The organism is Lactobacillus sp., from assembly GCF_051893255.1.
Classification (GTDB): Bacteria; Bacillota; Bacilli; order Lactobacillales; family Lactobacillaceae; genus Lactobacillus.
The window spans coordinates 21,873-40,585 of sequence record NZ_JBJFHB010000064.1; the positions used below are offsets into that span (position 1 = coordinate 21,873).

Here is an 18,713-nt window from a genome sequence, read left to right on the forward strand (position 1 = left end):
AATTAAGCTGGATCGGAAATTGCCGGCTCACCCGTGCCTACGAGGCGCCAAATCATATCGTGATAATTCTGCTCAGCTTCTTCTGGACTTTCTTGGTCTTCCATCAGCTTGTCTAAAAAGACATAGCCCAAAACCGCACCAACTAGCGCGTGTTGAGAAACCATCTCGTCACTGGCCAGTTGCAGTTTGTCGCCAAGTTCCAGAACCTTCTTTACCTCTTGAATCAAGTCTGAATCATTGGAGAATTCATTCAACTGGTAAAAAAGGATTGATAACGCCTTGTCTTTAAGCAGGTGGTCCCGGACGATATCGGAAAACTTAAAGAGGGCCTCCCGCCCCGACAGACCAACCAGCTGCTTGATCAGGTCTTCATAAAGAACCCGGACCCGGCTGGCTGCTACCAAGGACAAAAGCTGAGAACGATTGTTCACGTAATGATACAGCGACTGGCTGCGAACGCCCAGGGCCTTGGCTAGATTGGGCATCGTGGTTTCGTTTAAGCCGCGCGCCTCTAGCAACTCGGTCGCCTTGGCCAAGACCTTATCCAGATCCAAAGTCCTTTTCTGAGTCATTGCGATCACTTTTTCCTTTCAACTGTAGTTATTATATAACTACTAGTTGAAGAATACAATCTACAATTTGTAGATTATTTTGCCTTTTACCTTGAAAACGGTTACTAATAGCGCTATCATGTATTCAGATAGGAGATGAAACTGAATGAAACTTTGGTGGTCTGCAAACCTCTACTGGTTTACATTAATTGCATATCTGAACGTCTTTTTATTTAGCTACCGCTACGATGATGGCAGCTACATCAATCCCTTTGTAGTTGTCTTTCTCCTAATTGCAGTCTGCGTCATGATCGTTGAATTTCAGTTTGCCTGGTACATGTGGGTGGCACAAAAGACTTATAAACCTAGAAAAAGAAAGCATCAAAATAGCGAGTCTGTACTTTTGTAGACTCGCTTTTTATTTTGAAATTGAATTAAGTAAATGAACAATGGAAGAGACAGTAGCTGGATTACAGTCTCTTTCTGAATCATTACACAACCTACTACAGTTGAAAGGAAACTTCTTGTGGTTAGTGTAAATTGGTATATATTTTCTTTTATTATTTAACCACTTGGATTTTTACTAAAAATTATTGCTTGTTCATAAAATTGCCGATGGCTGAACCTAGCTTAGCGTAATTGTCGGTCTTATCGGCCCAAGCCGCGATCACGTAGTTGTGGCCGCTGTTTTGCACGATGGCAACTGCCAGGTTGTCGCTGGCAATTTGGTAGATGGTACCAGACAATTTGCTGGTCAAGGCATTCTTGCCAGTTAGCAGAACCATGAGCTGCTGGCCATAGCTTGCCCCAATGACTTTCCCCTTGTAGATGCTGGTCATCACGGCTGCCAGGTCGCCGGCCGTGGTCGTCCCGACCGTACCCTTGAAGTTGCCGGTAATCTTGGTGTTGGTTGCACCGGCTTTTTTAATCACCTTTAAGACCGTCTTAGCCCCAATGGTTCGAAGCAGCGCGTTCGCCGCCGTGGTGCTCCCCTTCAGCATCTGCTGGCGCAGGTAGCTTGGCCCGTAGCTGATGCCGACGCTGACGCTCTGGTCAGTCGCGTGGTCAGCCTTGGTGACCTTGATGGCGGTGCTAGCCCCCATCTTGCCATTTTTCTCTTGGTAGTAAAGGGCCATCAAGAGGTAGAGCTCAAAAATCTTTCCCCCTTTTTGGGCGCTAGAAGTATTTTTGACTTCGGCAAAGCTAGACTTGGTCAGGCTATAAGCCGCCACCTGGTAGCTGGCATCTTCGCCCATAGCCTTTTTAATGGCCTTGACCAGGGTCTTGTTGCTGCCTTTTTTGCTGGTAACGTGGTTAGAGTATTCAATCGAATTGACGTTAGGCTCTTTGTCTTGACTGGCAGACGAGAGCTTATTTTTTACCGTGCCCTTCTTCTTCACCTGCACTACGTTTAATTTCCGATTTTCAGCATCTTTATAGGTGCTGGTATAAACAATAAAGGACAAGAGCGACGCGATCAAGGCGCCAACGAGAATGTTATTTTTCATTAGAAAAGTAATCCCTTAACTAAACTCAACTTAAAACAGATGGTGCTTCTTCATCAAGATGACCAACCAGGCCATCAGCCCCACCGTCAGCAAGATGATGATGATCCAGTCATAGTTGGCCCCAAAGATTGGCAGCTTGACGTTCATCCCGTAAAAACCGGTCAAGATGGTTGGGATGGTCAAAACGATCGACCACACCGTCAAGAACTGCATGGTGTCGTTCAAGTTGTTGTTCATCATGTTGTTGGACGTTGACGACAAGGTCTTAGTGACCTGGCGGGAAATCTGCACCATTTCGGAAGACTGGTTGGATTCGATCAAGACGTCGTCCAGTCTTTCCTTGGCCGCCTTGGTAAAGTTCAGGCGGGAGTGCTGCAGGCTGTGCAGCATCATCTGGTCGGTTTGGATGGAGCTGGACAGGTAGACCAAGGACTTTTCAATATTGGACAATTCTACCAAGTCCTTGTTGTCGATGTCATCGCTCAATTTGGCATCCAGGTCGTTTCTTTCGGCATCCAGCTGGGTAATGGCCCTTTGAAAATACTGAGATGCGTACATCAAAAAGGTTGCCAGGAGCTCAGTCACGTCTTGAGCATGGGACAGGCGTCTTAAGACCTGGGGGTCATTGAATTCGTCAAAAACGTAGCTGGTGTCAATGGTGTGGAAGGTAAACAGGTTTTCTCCCTGGAGCAAAAAAGTAATTGGCCGGGAGGTAAAGTGCTTGCTGCCGGTCGTGGGCCAAACAGGCACGTCATAAACCAGCAGGTGGGTGTCGGTATACTGGTCGTAGTCGTAGTGGGGGCGTTCATGCAAGTCGGATACGTAAGAGATAATTTCTGGCGTAAAGTAAAATTCCGTCTGCAAGCGCCGGCTGTCTTGCTCGTTTAAGCCGTTAACATCGTACCAATTGTAGCCGGTCTCAATTGGAAAGATTTGTTCTTTGATCATGGTCAATCCCCACCTTCATTTTCTATCTAATTCATGTTAACATTTTTTAAAAGTAAAGTTGTTTTAAAAAGGTAAAAATTATGCAAATCACCGAGAAATATCTGCCCTTCGGCCAGTACCAAACCTACTGCCGGATCGTGGGCGAAAAAACTGACAAGGCTCCCCTGGTTCTCCTTCACGGAGGACCAGGCTCGACCCACAACTATTTTGAAGTTCTAGATCAGGTAGCTGAAAGCAGTCAGAGACAAATTATCATGTATGACCAGCTAGGCTGCGGCAAGTCCAGCATCCCCGACGACCAAGCTGAAGTCGCCTATACTGCCCAAACTTGGGTCAAGGAATTGGAAAACCTGCGTAAACAGCTAGGCTTAGACGAAATCCACCTCCTGGGCCAAAGCTGGGGCGGGATGCTGGCCTTGACTTACCTGATCAGCTACCAAGCCCCCGGCATCAAGAGCCTAATCCTGTCTTCGACCTTATCCTCAGCCAAGTTGTGGAGCCAGGAGCTCCACCGCCTGATTAAGTACCTGCCAGAAGAAGACCAAGAGGCAATCAAGAAGGCAGAAGCGACTGGCAACTACAGCGATCCGGCCTACCAACAGGCCAACCAGCTCTTCATGGACCAGCACGCCATCAAACTGACGCCAGATTTGCCAAAACCAGTCTTGCGCAAGAAAAAAGGCGGCAGTGCCGCCTACTTGACCGCCTGGGGTCCTAATGAATATACGCCAATCGGCAACCTGCATGACTATGAGTACACCGATCAGCTCAAAGATCTGACTTTGCCGGTCTTGATCACCAGCGGGACCGATGACCTATGCACGCCGTTAGTTGCCAAAACCATGTATGACCACTTGCCTCAAGCCAAGTGGGAGCTTTTTGCGGGTTGCGGCCACATGCCCTTTGTCCAGGACAATGACCGCTACTGCCAGCTCTTGAGTGACTGGCTGCTAGCCCACGACTAGGCAAATTGCGATTGCTTAATCTTTTTACTAATCTAGATTCTTTTTTAACAAAAAATCAGTCTGCGGATCATCGCCAAGAACGAAAGTATGCTGGCTGAAGCGGGTAAAGCCGTTTCGCGCATAGAAGTTCTTGGCGTTTTCGTTATGCTCCCAAACGCCCAGCCAGACTGGGTTCTTGCCCAAGTCCCGGGCACGCTTTAAGGCAAAATCCATCATTTTTTGCCCTAGACCCCGGTGCTGGAAAGACTCTTTTAAGTAAATCCGCTCAATTTCCATGGCGTTTTCGTCTACCCGCTCGCTTTGGGCGGAGTTGATGTTGAGCTTCAAGTAGCCCGCAACTTGCCCGTCCACGTACAAGAACCAGAAAGACGATCCCGGCGTTTCCAGTTCCGTCAGCAGCTGGTCATGATTGTAGCTGCTGTTCAAAAATTCCTGCATGTTTTCAGCCGTGTTGTCCTTGCCAAAGGTGGCCGCAAAGGTCTCCCGGCTAAGGGCCACCAGCTCGTCGATTTGATCTGGCTGGACCTGCTTGATTTCTTCCATACTTTTACTCCCACATATTTTTAAAGTCTTACTTCAAGGTCATGATAAAAGTCCGAAGCAAAAGCGATGCCCGGTCCAGATCTTGTACCCGGTATGCGTGGTGGCCATCGCGGATTTCCAGAACTTGGCCATGCTTCAGCTTTTTCGCCACTTCTTCCAGGCTGTGGACGGGCACGACTTCGTCTTGGCTAGAAGCCAAAATCATGGCTTGGCCAGGGTAGGTGCTTCTTAAATCTTCCACCTTCACGGCTGGGGCCATCAAGAAGATGCCGCCGACGCTGGCACCCAGGTTGTTGGCTGCCAAAAGGCTGGCCCGGCCCGCTTCCCCATAGCCGGCAAAGACGATGTATTCGCTAGCCACGCGGTCGTCTTGCCTCAGTTCAGTAAAGACGACTTCCAGTTCCTTCACGGCGCTTTCTACGCTTTCGCTCTTAAAGCTAAAAGTCAAAATGCCGGCTGCGTTTAAAACCTGGCTGATGGCTTCTGACTTGTCGCCATCTTCAACAATCGGCTGGATGACCAAAGGGGCAACTCCGTCTACAGGGTTAACCGGCTCGCCAAACTTGCCCTTAACCGTTAATCCTTGGCCAATAATCGTCATCTCTTTAGTCATTAATTTTTTCTCCTAGTCTATACAAAAAGCAATTGCAATATTTTTCGATACTCTTCTATTGTGCCATTAAGGGCGGTAGCTGTACATAGACGTGTTCAAAGTTTCCTTGACCAGCTGGTCAAAGAGCTCCTTGCCCTTCTTGGTGATGGCTTCAGCGATTTCGCTGTTGGCCGCCGTCAAAAATTCCGGCAAATCGCTGCTGTCAACTTCTTGGGCCTGGTCATCGGTTACGTCCACATGGTGCACCGCCATAGACTGGCATTCGTACTGGAACTTGCGCAGCTTTGGCTGCCAGTCTTTTTGCTTGCCTTCTAAGAGGGCCTGGATGGTCTTGTAGAGCCAGTAGGCACTGTTAGTTGGGTCGACTTGTCCCGTCTTGATCTGGTAGCCTTCTGGCGTGTCCAAGATATTGGTGTAAAAAGGCACCCACGGAGCAGCGGAGTAAAGGCCAAAGTTCAGCCACTGGATGGCCTGGTAGCCATTTTTTCCTGGGCGCAGCTGCAAAATAGAGCACTCCTGGGCAGTCGTCACGGCAATCGGCCGGTAGGCGGTCTTCTTGGCTTCGCTGGTGTCCTTCAAGCTCAAATAATCGTATTCCGTCCCGTTATAGTGGCTGCTCAGGTAAAACTGCACGTCTTCAATCGCGATTTTCTTGACTGGCACCCGGCAAAATGGCATGTCAAAGCTGGTAATTTCCTGTTCAATTTCGGGGTTAAACAGCTTTTGCCCATACCACATCCGCGGGGTGTTGTAGCGCTGGTCAGCCTCGTCTTTAGGGGCAAAAATGTCCCGGAAGTTGAAGCGGCCATCTTGCGCCGGATTTAGGTGGTACTTTTCCACAAAGTCCTGGATGCCGGAAGCGTATAAAAAGTTGGCTGGATCATCAAAGTCGATGTCTTCGATGATCATCATGTTGGGCGCAACCACGTAGCTGTCGTCTGGCACCCGGCGGGCAACCCACTGGTGGCCGGCACCCGTTTCCATGTACCAGATCTCGTCTTCGTCGGCGAAGGCAATCCCGTTGCTTTCACTAGACCCATACTTTTCCACGAGTTTCCCTAAGCGCAAGACGCCTTCTTTGGCGCTTTTGACAAAGGGCAAGACCAGGTAGAGCATGGAGTCTTCCCCGATACCGTTTGGAACAAAGGGGTCATGGCCTAGCACCCGCTGGTTGCTGGCTTCTGACTCAGTAGCGCTCATGGCCACGTTAAAGGAGTTGATCCCCTGCTCATCAAAGCGGCCGTAGTCTTCCACCGCATCCCGGACCGCGGTAAAGCCGGCGCCTTCCCCCTTTAGAGGAACTTCCACGCCCGTCCCCTTGGACACGAAGAGCTCGTCATAATTTTTAGCTGGGTAATAGACGAAGCGCTTTTCGTTATAGGCTTGATCGTAGTCTTCGTCTCTAGCGATTATGGTTGATCCGTCTAAGCTGGCGCCCTTGCCCACCAGCATGGTCGTACAATTATCCCGCATGTTTTGCCTCTTTTCTTTTTTAAAAAATTACTCCGTCACCTGCAGCTGCCGGTTGACCTTGGCCCGGCCGGTTGCGTAGTCAAAAACGTAGCCTGGCTGCACGTTGTACAGGTAAACGTTGAAGTCAAAGGTCCCGTCGGTTGACACAGCTTGGAGGTTGATCCCCCGCGCCATCAGTTCCGTGCCCCGAAAAATCGGCGTTGCCTGGTAGATCACCTTTTTGTTCTGTCTCAAAGCTGCTCGCACCTTGCTTTCAAAAATGGTTTGAATCCGCTGATTTGAAAAGGCGCTCTGGGTAAACAGGTTCTTGGGGTTATTTTGGTCCCCAGACTGGTTCTTAGGGTTGTAGTTGCCATCTTGGTCGATGCCAGCTGAAACGGAGTAAGCGATCAGGTGGCCCCGGTTGTAAATCTGGATGGACCCGCTGTTTGAGTGCCAGCCGGTTGGCTGGATATACTGTCTTACCCGCAACGAGTCGTTAGCCAGGTTTCTTTTTTCCAAAAAGGCAGTGTTAGAGCTAGAAGTCCGGTTTTGCTTGTCCAGGTTGGAATAGATGACCCGGTTGACCCGCCAGGCATTTTTCACCAGGGTGGAATGGTTGTTATTAACGTAGATGTAGGCCTTGCCGCCAGACTTGAAGTCCAAGTTGGCCAGCTTTTGGTAGTCGCTCTTGGCTAGGCCGCCGTAAACCGTGTTTTGCTTGCCGGCGTTGGCAACCGTGCTTGAAGTGCCATTACTGGTATTTGAACTGCTGCTGGTATTTTGGCTGATGCTGCTGGTGATGCCGGGGATGCTGACCTGCTTTTGCCCGCCTTGGGTGTAGACGCCCCAAATAATTGCCGCCGCAGCCACCAAAACTGAGACCAGGCTGGTATTTTGCTTGCGGCTCTTTCTGCGCCTGCGTTTTCTTGCCATTTCTTTTCCTCGCTTTACTTTTTTAGACTAAATCTATTTTAGTTGATTTTTAGCCTAAGCCAAAACTTTTGCCCTATAATTAAGGAAAAAGCAGAAAAGCGAGGCAATATATGGAATATTTCACCTTAAATGACGGCTACTCAATTCCCAAACTCGGCTTTGGCACTTACAAGATCAACGGCTTCCAAGGCGTCCACCAGATCCGGCAGGCTATCGAAAATGGCTACCGGCTGCTCGACTCAGCATCCCGCTACGAAAATGAAGGAGCACTAGGCCGGGCCATCCGGGAAAGCTCCGTGCCCAGAAGCGAGCTTTTTGTCACCTCTAAGCTGCCCGGTGCCCACCACGCCTACAAAGAGGCCATTAACGAGCTCGAAGAAGGACTGATGCGGAGCGGCCTCGACTACTTTGACCTTTACCTAATCCACTGGCCAAATCCCTTAGAAGACCACTACGTGGAAGCCTGGCAGGCTTTAGCCGACGCCCAGCGCTTTGGCCTGGTCCGGTCAATCGGGGTCTCCAACTTTGAGCCGGCCCACCTAGACCGGATTATCAAAGAGACTGGCGTCACTCCGGCGGTCAACCAAGTTGAGCTCCACCCCTACTGGTCCAGCCGGGAAGTTCGCGAATATGACGACGCTCACGGCATTGTGACCGAGGCCTGGAGTCCCTTGATGCGAGCAGGTGAAGTTTTTGAAAAAAAAGTCATCCAAGACCTAGCCCAAAAGTACGGCAAGCATCCAGCCCAAGTCATCCTGCGGTGGGAAACGCAACTAGGCGTTCTCCCGATCCCTAAGGCCTCATCCAGCAAGCACCAATTGTCCAACTTAGACATTTTTGACTTTAAGCTTACGGATGAAGAGGTAGAACAGATTACGGCTTTGGACAAGCCAGATGGCCGCCGGCCTGACCGCAACCCCAACCAGCACCAGGAATTTTAATTTTTACATTTAGAAAATCTAGCCAAAAATAAAACGACCCATTCGGGTCGTTTTATTATTCTCAATTAATTGATTAGTGGTGAGAAGCACCTGAAGCAGCGTCTGGCTTTTCTTCCTTCTTTTCTTCAGCGGCAGCTGCTGCCTTAGTTGAAGGACCAGTCTTAGCGTCTGGGTCTGAGTTGCGACGGTAAGTTGCACCAGTAGCAGCATCTGGGTCAACAACCAGCTTTTGACCAGTTGATTCGCAGAAGTACTTCACAAATGGGTAGATGTCTTGTACCCATTCGTAGATACCCATGTAGTTGCCTTCTTCGTCTTCAACTCTCTTGTAGTAGTGAAGAACAAGTTCAGTCAAGTTACCAGTTGGAACTGGCATCCAAACAGCGTCGTGGCCGCCTTCCTTAGTCCGCAAAGCGTGAACGACCTTCTTGGCAGTTGGGATTACGTCACGGATGTCTGGGTGAACAGCGCCCATGGTGTCACCAACTTGCGCTGGGACACGGCTAGCCTTCATCTTGTAGTTAGGGTCTTGTGGACGGTTGTACCACAGGAATTGGTTGTTGTCGTCCACGTAAGTCATTTCACCAAAGGTGTTGCGCAGCATCCAGTTGATTTGGTTAACAGTAAGCAAACCTGAGTCAAGCTTTATGTAGTCGTCGCCTTCAGCAGCGCCAACCTTTGCAGCTGCCTTGTCCAGCCATTCTGGGTCGTTCTTGTCCAAGCCATCTACAGTGTAGCGGCTGTGGCCAGTAGCTTCAAAGTCTTCCTTCAAATATTCTTCAGGATTCATGTCCTGCAACCATTTTGGTTCTGCCATAATCAATTCTCCTTAATCATCAGATTATTTACATAATATACTTCATGTAGTTCATTACTTTACAAACTCCATTATATCCTGTAAGCATTTCCATTTCAAGGGCAAAAATGATTTATTTTAAGTAAATTTATATACAGTTTATTATATATTTTGCAAAAAATAGGTAAAAAACACGAAAAAGTCAAAAAAGAGAAATAAAAAACAACAAACTTGTTTTGCCGTTTTCGTTAATCTTTATTTTTACTTTTTTAGCTTTCTTTCTTAGCAACCTTGTCCAAAACCAAAATTTGGTCAAACATGGCCTTTTCCACATCGGAAATCTTGTGGGCTACTTCCACAACCGCCACCTTCGGGTTGCCAAGCAGGGTCTCGTGAATTTCTAAGGACAGGCGCGGGTCAAGGGCACTGGTGGCTTCGTCAGCCAGCAAGATTGGCCGGCCAGACAGGAGGGCTCTAGCGATTTCCACTCTCTGGATCTGCCCGCCGGACAGGTTATTGCCGTTTTCCCCAACCCGGTAGTCCAAGCCATTGTCTTGAACCAGGTCGTCTAGCCCGGCTTCATGGCAGACCATCAGCAGCTTTTCATCGTCAACTTCCCGGCCCAGGGTAATGTTAAAGCGCAGGGTATCGTCAAAGATAAAAGGCTTTTGGTTGACGTAAGAGTAGTAGTTGTGGGCCATTTGCCAGTTGCCCGTCACGTCTTCCCCATTGATGGTGATTTCGCCATGGCTTGGCTTGTAGATCCCCAGCATCAGGCGCAGCAGCGTGGTCTTGCCCCAGCCCGATGGCGCCATGAGGAGGATTTTTTCCCCTGGCTTAACGGTAATGTTCACGTGGCTAAAGATCTTGCGCTTGCTGTGGCGGGTCACGTAAGCAATGTCCTTCATCTGCATCCCGTCAAAGTGGTCAACCGGGAAGTTGTCCGCTTTTTGCACGTAGTTAAGCGATCTTTGGGTTCTTTGCCACATCGGGACAGTTGACTTAACTTGGTTGAATTCGTTAAAAATCGTCACCACTGGCGTAATAAAGTTAACGGCCAGGTCAACCATCATCACCAAAGACCCTACTGCCAGGCGCCCTTGCATCATCATGATCCCGCCGATCGTGCAGGGAATAATGAAGCAAAAGAGCTCAGCGACTGAATAAATGATTTCCAAAGCCCAAGCCTGGGTCAAGGTCATGTTCCGCAAAGCCGTTTCCATGTCTTGCGCAGCATGAACGGCGCGGTTGACCACATTGGTCCGGACATTATAGAGGCGAGCTGACTGAGCCCCATTCAATGTGTCTGACACGTACTGGGTGTAGACGGCATTTTTTTGCGTCCAAATGCGGGACTTCTTGGTAATGATCTTACTAGTGATAATCTGGACCACAGCCGGCGCCACCGTCGCCACGATGAAGATCAAGGTCATTTCCCAGGAATTGTAAAAAGCAAAAACCAGGGAGCCAAAGAAGGTCAGGCACTGGTAAATAATGTCCAACTGGGCCGTGATCCGGTTGGTTTCGATCTGCTTTAAATCATTGGTCATAAAGCTTAAGCCATCTTTGATGTCCAGGGTATTTTGGTCGACCAGATACCGCAGATTGGCCTCTTTTAAGGTCATATTGACGTCCTTGATGATGTTCATCTTGGTCGTTTCGTAGATGAAGTTGCTGATCATAAAAAAGACTTGCCCACCGGCGGTGATGGCGGCGAACATGACTAAGCGGCCGTAGTCGCTTTTGCCAGAAGAAGCAATGTTCAGCATGATTTTTAACATGTAGGCCACAAACAACACATTGCAGGCCTTAATTGCGGCTAAAAAGGTAAACAGGGCTACCTTGCCTTTTGGCGCATATTTGAGACTCATGACGTGTTCCCTCTCTTTCATTAAACATTATATCAATCTTTATCACCTTTTCTCCCGGCATTGATATAATTAGAAAAAATTAAATAAATTTGTCTTAAAGCTTTGTTTAGATAATTAGTCGTTTCCTACTTTTTAGCACGTATGTTCCCTTTCTTGTGATATAATAATATGAAGAGTAGACTCACTGAACAAAGGAGGTGGAAATGTTGAAAAACAAAATCCTGAAAAAAAGTTCAAGAAACAATACTGTTTATAAGCAACTTGTCAGTGAATATTTTATTAAGGCCACATCTTCACTTGACGATGCAGCAGAGACTTCTAAAAAAATATACAATTGTGCACTTTATATCAAGCGCCAAGCTTTTTTTAAACACAAGATCCAAATTCCCTATGCTGGAACTGTTGGATTAAATGCAATTTTTAAAAGGAAAGCTGAAAATAGAGAATCCCTCTTATATCGAATGATGCCATATGCTCAAAGCGCTCAACAAACTCTTAAAGAAGTTGATACAGTCTGGTACGCTTGGTTTCAAGCCTTGAAGGCTTATAAAAAGAATCCGCACAGATTCTCTGGGCGTCCAAAAGCTCCAAAATATCTTAGAGGTAGACGCCATACTTTTTATGTGACCAACCAAAATGCTAAAGTTAAAAACGGTGTGCTAACTATCAAAAAACTGAACTTCAAGCTTAAGCTAGCCCCAGGAATCAAAAAGATTAAGAGAGTGGTTTTTGTCCCAGTTTCTGGCGGATATAAGGTAATCGTGCCCTACGATGTGACTGAACTTCAAAAAAACTATCTTGAGGATAATGGCAACTATATGGGGATTGATCCTGGCGTTGACAATGCTTTCGCTTGCGTAACTAATACCGGTGATCGCCCATTGCTGATTAATGGTCGACCTGCTAAGTCTGTTAACCAGTTCTACAACAAAAAGCTGGCAAGGCTGAAGCGCGAGCAAGCACAGTACCACCAACTAGAAAGGATGATCAACACAAGGCAAGGTCCAAAAGCTGTTTATGACTATACCAAGACAATGATTAGGCTTACTGATTGGCGTAATCAAAAGCTAAGAGAGTTTGCCCACAAAGCATCTAAGCGTATCATTGACTATGCGCTAAGCTGTGGCGTGAACACGATTATTATCGGTAAAAATAACAGTTGGAAAAGATCATCAAATATGGGCAAGAAGAATAACCAAAATTTTGTTGGGTTGCCTCACGCAAAGATGATCGACATGATTACTTACAAGGCTAATATGGTTGGAATTACGGTTATCACAACCAATGAGTCTTATACCAGTCAAACTAGTGCTCTAGACAATGAAAAGCCGTGCTGGAATAACGGCAATAAGAGTAGAAAAAAGCAGGGCAAGAGCCCTGCTAATAGACGCATTCACCGCGGCATGTTCAAGACTAACAAAGGTATCTTGGTCAATGCAGATGTAAATGGCGCAATGCAGATAATAAGAAAAGTATTCCCTGATGTGAGATTTGATCTTACTGATAGGATAGTTGGCGCTGTGTCACGGCCACTCAAGAAGTGGTCACCTCAATTTTGAGGTACGCCTTTGAAATAGATTTTCTACTTCAAGAAGAAAAATTGGAATAGGTATAGGCAAGGTTGAAAGAGCGTAAAATTGTCCTGCCAGTTTCGACTAAGATAAATACTTAGTTGGAGCGCTATAAAGTAGGTTGTAATGGATATCGAACTGAGTATCTATTCGTAGTCAAATTACACCAATTTTCAGTAACATAATTAAGTAAATTGTAAGAAAAATAGGGGGAAATCACCATGAAACTTGTTGAACTGCATACGAAGGCGGACCGCCTGACGGAAAGCTACTACCTGGGCTACCTGGTTTACCAAAATGAGGAAATCACCGTCTTGATCGGCTTAGACGATGACGCCAACGCCAGTGGCCTGATCCTGGTCAACAACCAGGACCTGGTCGGCATGGTAGAGCAGTCGCCTAGCCTGGCTTACTGCCAACGCCTGATCGACGAGGGCAAGTCCACTGATCCTTTTAATCTGATGCCGGTCAACCAGGAACTTTTGAAGAGCAACTTGACCAGCCTCTTTGATGCCGGCAAGGCAGCCTTGTTTAAAAAGCTGCCGGTTAACGTTACCCTGAATAACGGCGTCGTTTACAGCGGCATCGTGACCGAAGCCACTTTAGAAGAGCTCCGCATCCGGCAGATCGATGGCAACTTTGCCCTCGACCGGATCCACTCGGTCATCCCCATGAAGCAGATTTCCAGCTTGGAAATCAATTCAGCCCTTGGCAAGATGTGGAGCGAATTCCAAGATAGCGAACCCACCAACAACCCCTACGACTTGGTTGAGCTCTACTTAGACTGGCTAGACGATGACCGCTTTGGCAACTACCTGCTGGGGCGGGTGCTTTTAGAAAATGACCACTACCTGCTTTTAGAAAGCATCAACGACTACGGGCAATTAGAAGCCATCTGCTTGGTCAACCGGGAAGACATCATCCACGAATGCCATGAATCCCCAGTTATCGACTTTTACAGCTTCTTGCTCACCCGCAACCAAGAAGCGGGGATTTTTGACCTAAACAACCTGGACCGCCTGGCCCAAAGCCTGGACCATGTGCCAAGTGCCTTAGAAGTTTTGGAAAATGCCGGCCAGCAGCTGGTCAGCGTGGACGACTTTACGGCAGCCGGGGAGACGACGGGCTACATCACTAGCTTGTCTGACTCAGAAGTCGTGATCGCCGATCCGGTGACCGGGCAAGAGAATGCTTTTGCCATTGACCGCATCTGCACCATTGACCTGGCCAGCAGCGAACTGGAAAAAATGAAAGAATACCTGTCAGCCCAAGAGTAAAGGCGTAAAATAAATAGTAGACTAATTATTATCTTGAGATTTTTAGGAGGAAAAAGATGAAGCAAGGCACGACCATCTTGACGCTTGATAACGGCTACCACCTATGGACCAACACCCAGGGGCAAAGCCCAATCCACCTGCTCTGCTTGCATGGGGGCCCTGGCGGCAACCACGAATACTGGGAAGACACCCATAAGCAGCTTTTAAAGCAAGGCTTGAACGTGGAAGTCCACATGTATGACCAATTGGGGTCACTATATTCTGACCAGCCAGACTACAGCGATCCAGCAGTGGCTGACAAGTACCTGACTTACGAATACTTTTTAGACGAAGTCGAAGAAGTCAGACAAAAGCTGGGCATCGACCAGTTCTACCTGATCGGGCAAAGCTGGGGCGGCCTGCTCGTCCAAGAATACGCGGTTAAGTACGGCGACCACTTAAAGGGGGCCATCATCTCCTCCATGGTCGACGACATCGACGAATACGTTGCGGCCGTTAACCGCCGCCGGCAAGAAGTTTTGCCGCAAACGGAAATCGACTTCATGCACGAATGCGAAGCCAACAATGACTACGACAACGCCCGCTACCAAGAAGACGTACAAATCTTGAACATCAACTTCGTTGACCGCAAGCAGCCTTCTAAGCTCTACCACCTGGGCGACCTAGGCGGCACCGCCGTTTACAACGCCTTCCAAGGCGACAACGAATTTGTGATTACCGGTAAGCTGAAGGACTGGCACTTTAGAAGCGAATTGCCAAAGATCAAGGTGCCAACCCTGCTGACTTTTGGCGAAGTGGAAACCATGCCGCTAGAAACGGCTAAGACCATGCAAAAGCTGATCCCTAACTCCCGCCTGGTTACCACGCCAAACGGCGGCCACCACCACATGGTGGACAACCCAGACGTTTACTACAAGCACCTGGCTGACTTCATCAAGGAAGTGGAAGCTGGCACTTTTAAAGGTGAATAAGCTGAAAAAGATGTTGCGATGATTGCAGCATCTTTTTTGAATGCTTAAGCTTTTTTAAAAAAGGCGTTTAATAAGCTTTCTGACTTTAGCTCAGCTATTTTTTGACGTAAAATAGTTTGGTAACAAATTAAGGTTAGGGAGGAAGATTAATTTGACCATTGGTAAAAGTTTGCAAAGCAAGCGGCTGGAAAAGCAGCTGTCGCTTACTGACGTTAGCCGCAGTTTGAAGATTGATGAAAAGACTCTGCAGCAAATTGAGGCTGATAACTTTACTGGTCTTAATCCTGTAGTTGTTAGAAGCTATATCAGACAATATGCTAGCCTCTTGGGGCTAGACGGTGCCAAGCTTTTGGATGCTTATACAAAAAGTGCTGCTCAGCCAGAAGCACCTGCTGCGCAAGCTGCCCCGGTGCAAAAGGTTCAGCAGGCTGCAGCGCCAGCACCGAAAAAGAAGACGGAAGCTGAGATCAAGCTGGCCAAGGCCCAAAAGGCCGTTGCCAACAGCCATAGCGTCCGCGGCTTGAAGTCGATCTTTAACCTTTTTGACAAGATCAACTTGGACAAGTTCTTGAAGTACGGAATCTGGGTCATCATGGGGCTGGCCGTAGTCGGATCGGTGGCCAAGGGCTTCAGCACCGCTGCTTCCAAGATCTCAACCAACCAGTCGTCATCGGTGTCCAGCAGCTCCAAGTCCAGCTCATCATCCAGCCAAGACAAGAAGCAGCCGCCAAAAAAGGACGATCAGCCTTCTAGCCAGTCCAGCAAGTCAGCGCCAGATAACCAAAGCAGCCAGTCTAGCGCGGAGAGCTCCTCTAACCAGGCTGATGAAGCTAGTTCATCATCGAGCTCTTCTGCCCAAAAGGCGTCAAGCGCCAGCTCCAGTTCAGCGGCGCAAAGCTCGTCAAGCTCAGCTTCTAGCCAGTCCAGTCAGGCTGAAGACGCTAGTTCTTCATCCCAAAGTGAAGCTGAATAACTTTTGATCCGCAGCCGCTTGGCTGCGGGCTTTTTGTTTAATGAAGCTGGTCTCCTTTCTATAGCAACTATCTGGAACAAGGTATCCTTTCTATATCATCTAGCGCGGGGCAAGTCTCCTTTCTATATCATCTAGCGCGAGCTATGTCTCCTTTCTATATCATCTACTAGACACGAAGTCTCCTTTTACTATCATCTAGTAGTCCTGAAACTTTTTATCAAAAGTAGATAATATATTGGGGAGACCTGAACAAAAGTAGATGATATATCGAGGAGACCTAGACAAAAGTAGATGAGATACTGAGGAGACCTAGACAAAAGTAGATGAGATACCGAGGAGACCTGGACAAAAGTAGATAAGATACCGGGGAGACCGCCCCCACCTGCTCAGACAAAAAAGGCATCCCCGCTGGGGATGCCTTTACCTAACCTAACTAAGCCCGACCCTTGTAAGTACCTTCCAAGGTGTTGATGACCAATTCGTCGCCTTCGTTGATGAAGTCTGGAACCGTCACTACCAAGCCAGTTTCCATGGTAGCAGGCTTGCCGCCGGCTGCTGCCGTTGCGCCCTTGATGCCTGGCTGGGTTTCCACCACCTTCATGGTTACCGTTGATGGCAATTGCACTGCCAACAGTTCGCCGGCTTCCGTAAATTCCAGGATAACCGCGATGTTTGGCATCAAGTACTTGACGTCGTCGCCCAGTTGGTCAGCGGAAATAGCGTACTGTTCATAAGTTTCCGTGTCCATAAAGTTGTAGCTGTCGCCTTCAGCGTACAGGTATTGGGCGTTCTTCTTGACCAGTTCCACCAAGTCAATCTTTTCACTTGGCCGCATGGTCTTGTGGATCACGCTGCCGGCGCGGACGTCGCGCAGGTCCATCTGCATCACCGTGTTGCCCTTGCCTGGCTTGTGGTGGTTAGCGCTCAAAACCAGCATCAGCTTGCCGCCGTCGTCAAAGACCATACCCTTTTTCAGTTCAATTGCTTGCATGTTAAAAAATCTCCTTAAATTTGTAAATAATACCGCTATCCATTATAGCAGTTAAAAGCTTCGAAGGTAAATTTTGTCAATTAAATGCCCTTCAACCTTGTGCAAAATCAAGTTAGCCCGCTCCTTGGTCGGCGCAATATATTGGCGCAGGTTAACCAGGTTGACCATCTGCCAGGTTTCCTCAGCCAGCCGCATAGCCTCTTCCTCTGGACCATTGGCCAGGTCATAGTAAAAGTTGCTTGGATCATCCTTCTTCATTTTCATGATCTTCTTAAAGCGTTGCATATACCACTTTTCAATCAAGTCTTCATCAGCGTCAATATAAATGGAAAAATCGAAAAAGTCGCTGGTGACCAGCTGGCCGCTTTCTGGCAATTGCAGGGTGTTGATCCCTTCGATGATCAAGATGTCTGGCTGGTTCACGTGGCCATATTGCCCGGGCACAATGTCGCTTAGTTCTTGAGAATACAAGGGATAAACAACATCCTTTTTACCGGAAACGACATCACGCAAAAAGTCCCGCAGCATCTGCATGTTGTAGCTTTCTGGGAAACCCTTGCGGGGCATCAGTTTCCGCCGCTCTAATTCCGCATTTGGGTAAATAAAGCCGTCAGTCGTCATCATCTGAGTCTTGAGCGCCGGGTAATACCGGGTCAAGAGCAGCTGCAAGAGCCGCGCCGTCGTCGACTTGCCCACGGCCACGGATCCAGAAATCCCAATTATATAAGGAAGCTTTGGCAAATCTCTTTTTAAAAAAGCTGCCTTCTTGGCAGTTGCTTCCCGCTTTTGCTCATAGGCCAGGTTCAGATAGGTCAAGAGGGTTTCGTAGATATCATCGACGTCCTTCACGTCCAGTTCGTCGCCCAGTGACTTGACCTTGGCCAGGTCCTCATTGCTGACTGCTAATTTCACCTTGGGCGTCAGGTCTGCCCAAGCCTGTCTCGAAAATTCCGAATAATTTCTCATCATAACATTTGTCCTTTACTCAGTCTTATTCTATTATAGAAGACATAAACAGTATTTTTAACAAACTTTGATAATTTTTTAACAAGGTGACGCCTATGAACAAAGTACTTTTATTCGGTGATTCAATCTTTAACGCCTACGACGGCAGCCGGGACACGACCCGCCTGACCGACGCTTTGAAAAAGCGGCTGGGGGACGACTACGAAATCGTCAACGTCTCAACTAGCGGGGCAACGACGGCTGACGTCTTACCGCGCGTGGACAGCCTGCCAGCCTGCGATGTCTTGGTGGTCGAATTCGGCACCAACGACGCCTCAAACGACTGGGGCATCAGCTTATACGACTACCAGGAAAATCTGGAAAGCCTGCTGAAAAAGGCCCAAAAGGTGACCGGGGCCAGCGACACGATCGTCTTGTCCCCATCCATGCCGGACTTTAACAATAAAGAGATCAGCAAGTTCTACAGCTTGGAAGGGCTGGACCAATACGCAGAAGCCGCGCAAAGGGATGCCGGCAAGACCAACTCCTTCTTCTTTGACCTGACCCACAAGATGGAACGGCTGCAAGATTTGCCTTCCTTCTTGACGGAGGATGGCCAGCACTACAGCGAAAAAGGGATTTCCTGGTTGGCTGACGTGCTTACGAACGAAATTACTAATTTAGATTAAAATAGCTGCCAAGGGCGATGGCCTTTGGCAGTCTTTATTTTTTAAAAAATAGTTTATTTTTTAAAAAATCTTTAATTCTGCTCGCTTTTTCAATGAAGTGCTTTCATAAAACTGCAATAGTGGTACAATGTCTTTGGTAAAAAATACGTTTTTTTAAAAGAAGGCTTTATGA

General features: G+C 48.0%; 19 protein-coding genes. 8 read left to right on the forward strand and 11 right to left on the reverse strand.

Translation table 11 applies throughout. The features are described from left to right. Positions 1–2 precede the first annotated feature (2 nt). Positions 3–572 carry a TetR/AcrR family transcriptional regulator gene (locus tag ACI4WN_RS05460; RefSeq protein ID WP_439777311.1) on the reverse strand — a complete coding sequence of 190 codons (570 nt, stop codon included), beginning with the start codon at positions 570–572 and terminating at the stop codon, positions 3–5. A gap of 145 nt (positions 573–717) precedes the next feature. Between ACI4WN_RS05460 and ACI4WN_RS05465 the strand changes: the two genes are divergently transcribed. Then, positions 718–960, forward strand: coding sequence for a hypothetical protein (locus tag ACI4WN_RS05465; RefSeq protein ID WP_279189374.1), 243 nt, complete (start codon positions 718–720; stop codon positions 958–960). A gap of 181 nt (positions 961–1,141) precedes the next feature. Here ACI4WN_RS05465 and ACI4WN_RS05470 read toward each other — a convergent pair whose 3' ends face one another. After that, the gene (locus tag ACI4WN_RS05470) at positions 1,142–2,059 is read right to left on the reverse strand and encodes a serine hydrolase (RefSeq protein WP_439777312.1); all 918 of its coding nucleotides are present in this window, start codon (positions 2,057–2,059) and stop codon (positions 1,142–1,144) included. Positions 2,060–2,089: 30 nt separating this feature from the next. Further along, entirely contained in the window at positions 2,090–3,007 is a 918-nt protein-coding gene (locus ACI4WN_RS05475; RefSeq protein ID WP_279201624.1) for a magnesium transporter CorA family protein, read from the reverse strand. A gap of 77 nt (positions 3,008–3,084) precedes the next feature. Here ACI4WN_RS05475 and pepI point away from each other — a divergent pair, with 77 nt between their 5' ends. Beyond that, positions 3,085–3,972: a proline iminopeptidase gene (gene pepI, locus ACI4WN_RS05480; RefSeq protein ID WP_439777358.1), complete on the forward strand. Its 888-nt coding sequence runs from the start codon at positions 3,085–3,087 to the stop codon at positions 3,970–3,972. Positions 3,973–3,999: 27 nt separating this feature from the next. Here pepI and ACI4WN_RS05485 read toward each other — a convergent pair whose 3' ends face one another. The 4 genes from ACI4WN_RS05485 to ACI4WN_RS05500 form a co-directional block, all read right to left on the reverse strand. Then, positions 4,000–4,515, reverse strand: coding sequence for a GNAT family N-acetyltransferase (locus ACI4WN_RS05485; RefSeq protein ID WP_439777313.1), 516 nt, complete (start codon positions 4,513–4,515; stop codon positions 4,000–4,002). A gap of 28 nt (positions 4,516–4,543) precedes the next feature. Next, complete coding sequence (locus ACI4WN_RS05490) at positions 4,544–5,128, reverse strand: alpha/beta hydrolase (protein ID WP_439777314.1); 585 nt, start codon at positions 5,126–5,128, stop codon at positions 4,544–4,546. A gap of 66 nt (positions 5,129–5,194) precedes the next feature. After that, the gene (locus ACI4WN_RS05495; protein WP_439777315.1) at positions 5,195–6,601 is read right to left on the reverse strand and encodes a C69 family dipeptidase; all 1,407 of its coding nucleotides are present in this window, start codon (positions 6,599–6,601) and stop codon (positions 5,195–5,197) included. Positions 6,602–6,628: 27 nt separating this feature from the next. Further along, positions 6,629–7,516, reverse strand: coding sequence for a DNA/RNA non-specific endonuclease (locus tag ACI4WN_RS05500; protein WP_439777316.1), 888 nt, complete (start codon positions 7,514–7,516; stop codon positions 6,629–6,631). Positions 7,517–7,626: 110 nt separating this feature from the next. On the opposite strand from ACI4WN_RS05500, the gene ACI4WN_RS05505 reads away from it, so the two are divergent. Continuing rightward, the gene (locus tag ACI4WN_RS05505; RefSeq protein ID WP_439777317.1) at positions 7,627–8,457 is read left to right on the forward strand and encodes an aldo/keto reductase; all 831 of its coding nucleotides are present in this window, start codon (positions 7,627–7,629) and stop codon (positions 8,455–8,457) included. Between the two features lie 73 nt (positions 8,458–8,530). Here ACI4WN_RS05505 and ACI4WN_RS05510 read toward each other — a convergent pair whose 3' ends face one another. Further along, entirely contained in the window at positions 8,531–9,274 is a 744-nt protein-coding gene (locus tag ACI4WN_RS05510; protein ID WP_439777318.1) for a PAS domain-containing protein, read from the reverse strand. A gap of 248 nt (positions 9,275–9,522) precedes the next feature. Continuing rightward, positions 9,523–11,124 carry an ABC transporter ATP-binding protein gene (locus ACI4WN_RS05515; protein WP_439777319.1) on the reverse strand — a complete coding sequence of 534 codons (1,602 nt, stop codon included), beginning with the start codon at positions 11,122–11,124 and terminating at the stop codon, positions 9,523–9,525. A gap of 203 nt (positions 11,125–11,327) precedes the next feature. Here ACI4WN_RS05515 and ACI4WN_RS05520 point away from each other — a divergent pair, with 203 nt between their 5' ends. From ACI4WN_RS05520 to ACI4WN_RS05535, 4 genes are all read left to right on the forward strand, one after another. After that, positions 11,328–12,683 carry an RNA-guided endonuclease InsQ/TnpB family protein gene (locus ACI4WN_RS05520; protein ID WP_439777320.1) on the forward strand — a complete coding sequence of 452 codons (1,356 nt, stop codon included), beginning with the start codon at positions 11,328–11,330 and terminating at the stop codon, positions 12,681–12,683. Positions 12,684–12,916: 233 nt separating this feature from the next. Beyond that, a complete protein-coding gene (locus ACI4WN_RS05525) occupies positions 12,917–13,972 on the forward strand; it encodes a hypothetical protein (RefSeq protein WP_439777321.1) in 1,056 nt (351 codons plus the stop codon). Positions 13,973–14,028: 56 nt separating this feature from the next. After that, complete coding sequence (locus ACI4WN_RS05530; protein ID WP_439777322.1) at positions 14,029–14,943, forward strand: proline-specific peptidase family protein; 915 nt, start codon at positions 14,029–14,031, stop codon at positions 14,941–14,943. A 151-nt stretch (positions 14,944–15,094) separates the two neighbouring features. After that, the gene (locus ACI4WN_RS05535; RefSeq protein ID WP_439777323.1) at positions 15,095–15,916 is read left to right on the forward strand and encodes a helix-turn-helix domain-containing protein; all 822 of its coding nucleotides are present in this window, start codon (positions 15,095–15,097) and stop codon (positions 15,914–15,916) included. A gap of 433 nt (positions 15,917–16,349) precedes the next feature. Here the strand turns inward: ACI4WN_RS05535 and efp are convergent, their stop codons facing one another. After that, positions 16,350–16,907, reverse strand: coding sequence for an elongation factor P (gene efp, locus ACI4WN_RS05540; RefSeq protein WP_412131827.1), 558 nt, complete (start codon positions 16,905–16,907; stop codon positions 16,350–16,352). Positions 16,908–16,958: 51 nt separating this feature from the next. Next, positions 16,959–17,873, reverse strand: a complete 915-nt coding sequence (coaA, locus tag ACI4WN_RS05545) for a type I pantothenate kinase (protein ID WP_439777359.1) — start codon at positions 17,871–17,873, stop codon at positions 16,959–16,961. 95 nt (positions 17,874–17,968) lie between these two features. Between coaA and ACI4WN_RS05550 the strand changes: the two genes are divergently transcribed. Then, a complete protein-coding gene (locus ACI4WN_RS05550; RefSeq protein WP_439777324.1) occupies positions 17,969–18,541 on the forward strand; it encodes an SGNH/GDSL hydrolase family protein in 573 nt (190 codons plus the stop codon). The last annotated feature ends 172 nt before the right edge of the window (positions 18,542–18,713 follow it).

Bases quoted from the DNA above. Each gene is read 5' to 3' on its own strand.
- ACI4WN_RS05460 (WP_439777311.1), bottom strand. From the start codon at position 572: ATGACTCAGAAAAGGACTTTGGATCTGGATAAGGTCTTGGCCAAGGCG.
- ACI4WN_RS05465 (WP_279189374.1), top strand. From the start codon at position 718: ATGAAACTTTGGTGGTCTGCAAACCTCTACTGGTTTACATTAATTGCA.
- ACI4WN_RS05470 (WP_439777312.1), bottom strand. From the start codon at position 2,059: ATGAAAAATAACATTCTCGTTGGCGCCTTGATCGCGTCGCTCTTGTCC.
- ACI4WN_RS05475 (WP_279201624.1), bottom strand. From the start codon at position 3,007: ATGATCAAAGAACAAATCTTTCCAATTGAGACCGGCTACAATTGGTAC.
- ACI4WN_RS05485 (WP_439777313.1), bottom strand. From the start codon at position 4,515: ATGGAAGAAATCAAGCAGGTCCAGCCAGATCAAATCGACGAGCTGGTG.
- ACI4WN_RS05490 (WP_439777314.1), bottom strand. From the start codon at position 5,128: ATGACTAAAGAGATGACGATTATTGGCCAAGGATTAACGGTTAAGGGC.
- ACI4WN_RS05495 (WP_439777315.1), bottom strand. From the start codon at position 6,601: ATGCGGGATAATTGTACGACCATGCTGGTGGGCAAGGGCGCCAGCTTA.
- ACI4WN_RS05500 (WP_439777316.1), bottom strand. From the start codon at position 7,516: ATGGCAAGAAAACGCAGGCGCAGAAAGAGCCGCAAGCAAAATACCAGC.
- ACI4WN_RS05505 (WP_439777317.1), top strand. From the start codon at position 7,627: ATGGAATATTTCACCTTAAATGACGGCTACTCAATTCCCAAACTCGGC.
- ACI4WN_RS05510 (WP_439777318.1), bottom strand. From the start codon at position 9,274: ATGGCAGAACCAAAATGGTTGCAGGACATGAATCCTGAAGAATATTTG.
- ACI4WN_RS05515 (WP_439777319.1), bottom strand. From the start codon at position 11,124: ATGAGTCTCAAATATGCGCCAAAAGGCAAGGTAGCCCTGTTTACCTTT.
- ACI4WN_RS05520 (WP_439777320.1), top strand. From the start codon at position 11,328: ATGTTGAAAAACAAAATCCTGAAAAAAAGTTCAAGAAACAATACTGTT.
- ACI4WN_RS05525 (WP_439777321.1), top strand. From the start codon at position 12,917: ATGAAACTTGTTGAACTGCATACGAAGGCGGACCGCCTGACGGAAAGC.
- ACI4WN_RS05530 (WP_439777322.1), top strand. From the start codon at position 14,029: ATGAAGCAAGGCACGACCATCTTGACGCTTGATAACGGCTACCACCTA.
- efp (WP_412131827.1), bottom strand. From the start codon at position 16,907: ATGCAAGCAATTGAACTGAAAAAGGGTATGGTCTTTGACGACGGCGGC.
- coaA (WP_439777359.1), bottom strand. From the start codon at position 17,873: ATGAGAAATTATTCGGAATTTTCGAGACAGGCTTGGGCAGACCTGACG.
- ACI4WN_RS05550 (WP_439777324.1), top strand. From the start codon at position 17,969: ATGAACAAAGTACTTTTATTCGGTGATTCAATCTTTAACGCCTACGAC.